This is a genomic window from Streptomyces chilikensis (genome assembly GCF_001642695.1).
GTDB lineage: Bacteria > Actinomycetota > Actinomycetes > Streptomycetales > Streptomycetaceae > Streptomyces > Streptomyces chilikensis.
This window is the reverse complement of the sequence record NZ_LWCC02000010.1, coordinates 1-2557: the sequence shown is the minus strand read 5'-3', so window position 1 is coordinate 2557 and position 2557 is coordinate 1. Positions and strand designations below refer to the sequence as shown.

3 protein-coding genes and 1 pseudogene are annotated in these 2557 nt (G+C 74.1%); 1 reads left to right on the top strand and 3 read right to left on the bottom strand.

The features are described from left to right. Positions 1–1229 (bottom strand): serine hydrolase domain-containing protein (locus tag A2U95_RS20675; protein ID WP_240957494.1); only part of this gene is annotated, 1229 nt, incomplete at its 3' end. A gap of 123 nt (positions 1230–1352) precedes the next feature. On the opposite strand from A2U95_RS20675, the gene A2U95_RS20670 reads away from it, so the two are divergent. Beyond that, positions 1353–1787, top strand: a complete 435-nt coding sequence (locus A2U95_RS20670) for a PPOX class F420-dependent oxidoreductase (protein WP_166025504.1) — start codon at positions 1353–1355, stop codon at positions 1785–1787. Positions 1788–1827: 40 nt separating this feature from the next. Here the strand turns inward: A2U95_RS20670 and A2U95_RS20665 are convergent, their stop codons facing one another. Both A2U95_RS20665 and A2U95_RS32810 read right to left on the bottom strand, forming a co-directional pair. Beyond that, a complete protein-coding gene (locus A2U95_RS20665) occupies positions 1828–2436 on the bottom strand; it encodes a histidine phosphatase family protein (protein ID WP_166025502.1) in 609 nt (202 codons plus the stop codon). Positions 2437–2447: 11 nt separating this feature from the next. Further along, positions 2448–2557, bottom strand: a pseudogene (locus A2U95_RS32810) (6-phosphogluconate dehydrogenase); the annotation flags it as partial.

Genomic DNA, 2557 nt, shown 5'->3' with positions numbered 1-2557 from the left:
ACGACCGACGCGTGCACCAGCCGCCGGATCTCCGGGAACAGCATCCGCGACCGCCGCGGCCGCACCTGTGTCATGAACTGCACGGTCAGGTCGTGCACCGGGTCGACCCAGAAGACGGTGGTCGCCACGCCCTTCCAGCCGAAGGTTCCGCGCGAGGACGGCGACTGGGCGCGCGAGGGGTCGACGACGACCGAGAACCCCAGCCCGAACCCGACCCCGGCGTTGGCGGGTTCGTCGTGGACCGGCGCGCCGAAGCTCCTGATGTCCGTGCCGTCCGGCAGGTGACTGCGCGTCATCAGCTCCACCGTCGCGGGCCGCAGCAACCGCACCCCGTCCAGCTCGCCCCGGCGCCGCAGCATCTCCATGAAGCGGTGGTAGTCGCCCGCGCTCGCCACCAGCCCCCCGCTGCCGGACAGGAAACGCGGCCGCCGCCGCACCGGCGTGCCGGGGACGACCTCCAGGGCGCCGTCGTCGCCGTCCCCGTAGAGCTCGGCCAGCCGCCCGGCCTGCTCCGCGTCGATCCAGAACCCGGTGTCGTCCATCCGCAGCGGCCGCAGGACCCGTTCGGTCACGAAGACGTCCAGCGGCTGCCCCGACGCCACCTCGATCACCCGGCCGAGCACGTTGGTGGCCACCGAGTAGTTCCATCCGCTGCCCGGCTCGAACTGCAGCGGAAGCCGGGCGTACGCGTCGCAGGTCTCGGCGAGGTCGCCGCCCGGCAGCACGGACGAGTGCAGGCCCGCCTGCCGGTAGAGGGCGTCCACCGGGTGGGCGCGGTGGAAGGCGAAGGTCAGGCCGGCCGTGTGGGAGAGCAGGTGCCGGATCAGGACGGGACCGTCCGCGGGGCGGGTCCGCATGCCGGGGCCCTCGCCCGCCACATGGACGCGGGGGTCCGCGAAGGCCGGCAGGTGGCGCTCGAGCGGGTCGTCGAGCGAGAGCAGGCCCCGCTCCACCAGCACCATCGCCGCGACCGAGGTGACCGGCTTGGACATCGAGTAGATCCGCCAGAGGGTGTCCGGCTCCACCGGCAGACCCGCCGCCAGGTCACGGCTGCCGTAGGTGGTCAGCCACGCCACCCGGCCGGCCCGCGCCACCGACAGCAGGTAGCCCGGCAGGCTCCCGGTGTCGACGTGCCGGGCCAGCAGCCGGTCCAGCTCCTCCAGTCGCCGCGGATCGAGCCCCGCCTCGCCCGGGTCGATCTCCTGGCGCAACACCGTCCTCGCGGTCACCGTCATGCTCCTGGCCTCCCGTGTACCTTCCGCAAGCTGATCCGGGATACCCCGTTCGGCGCAATTCCAGACCTGACCGGGCCGTACGGGGAACACCCCGGCCGGTGGGGACGTTCGGCGGGTATGAGTGAAGAAGCCCTGCTCGCCCTGCTCTCCGAGGCCGACGGCGGAGTGCTGGCGACCCTCAGGTCCGACGGACGGCCGCAGCTGTCCAACGTCAACCACGCCTACTACCCGGAGGAACGCCTGCTCCGGATCTCCGTCACGGACGACCGGGCCAAGACCCGCAACCTGCGCCGCGATCCCCGCGCCTCCTACCACGTGACCAGCGCCGACCGCTGGGCCTACACGGTGGCCGAGGGCACCGCCGAGCTGACCCCGGTGGCCCGCGACCCGCGGGACGCGACGGTGGAGGAGCTGATACGCCTCTACCGGGACGTCGTCGGCGAGCACCCCGACTGGGACGACTACCGGGCGGCGATGGTCCGGGACCGGCGCCTGGTACTGCGGCTGCGCGTGGAGCGCGTGTACGGCATCCCTGAGGGCGCCCAGGGCTGACGACGGGCCGTCAGGCCCGGCACGGTGGCGGTCTCCCCGCCTAGAGTTCCGCGCCACCGGGCCGGGCGTTCCACACCGAGACCACCGGGCGGCCGTGCTCGGTGGACAGACGGCTGACGGTGCCGGTGAAGATCTGGAACAGCCGCCCCCGCGCGGCCGGCAGACCCAGCCGGCGGGCGGTCAGGACACGCAGGAAGTGACCGTGCGCCACCAGCAGGACATCGCCCCGGTCGGCCCGCAGCAGCGGGTCGATCCGGGCCAGCACCCGGTCGGCCCGCGCGCCGACGTCCTCCGGGAGCTCACCGGGGTGTCCGTCGGCGGACGGGGGGCAGCCGTCGTCCCAGATGTTCCAGCCGGGGCGTTCCCGGCGGATCTCCTCCGTCATCAGCCCCTCGTACGCCCCGTACTCCCACTCCCGCAGCTCCGGTTCGGTCTCCGCGCCGGACAGGCCGGCCAGCCGGACGGTGGTGACGGCGCGCAGCCGCGGACTGGTCAGCACCGTCGCCGGCCGCCGCCCGGCGAGCAGCGGGGCCACCGCCCGCGCCTCCTCCTCGCCCCGCGGGGTGAGCGGCAGGTCGGTGCGGCTGGTGTGCCGGCGCGCCGCGCTCCATTCGGTCTCGCCGTGCCGCAGCAGCAGAAGATCGCCCACGGCCCGCCCGCCTACCGTCCCGCCGAGGGGCCGGCCGCCTCGACGGCGTGGCCGCCGAACTGGTTGCGCAGCGCGGCGATCATCTTCATCTGGGGGGAGTCCTCCTGGCGGGAGGCGAACC

What these genes read in the sequence shown, in the direction of transcription:
- A2U95_RS20670 (WP_166025504.1), top strand. Translation starts at nt 1,353, where the DNA reads ATGAGTGAAGAAGCCCTGCTCGCCCTGCTCTCCGAGGCCGACGGCGGA.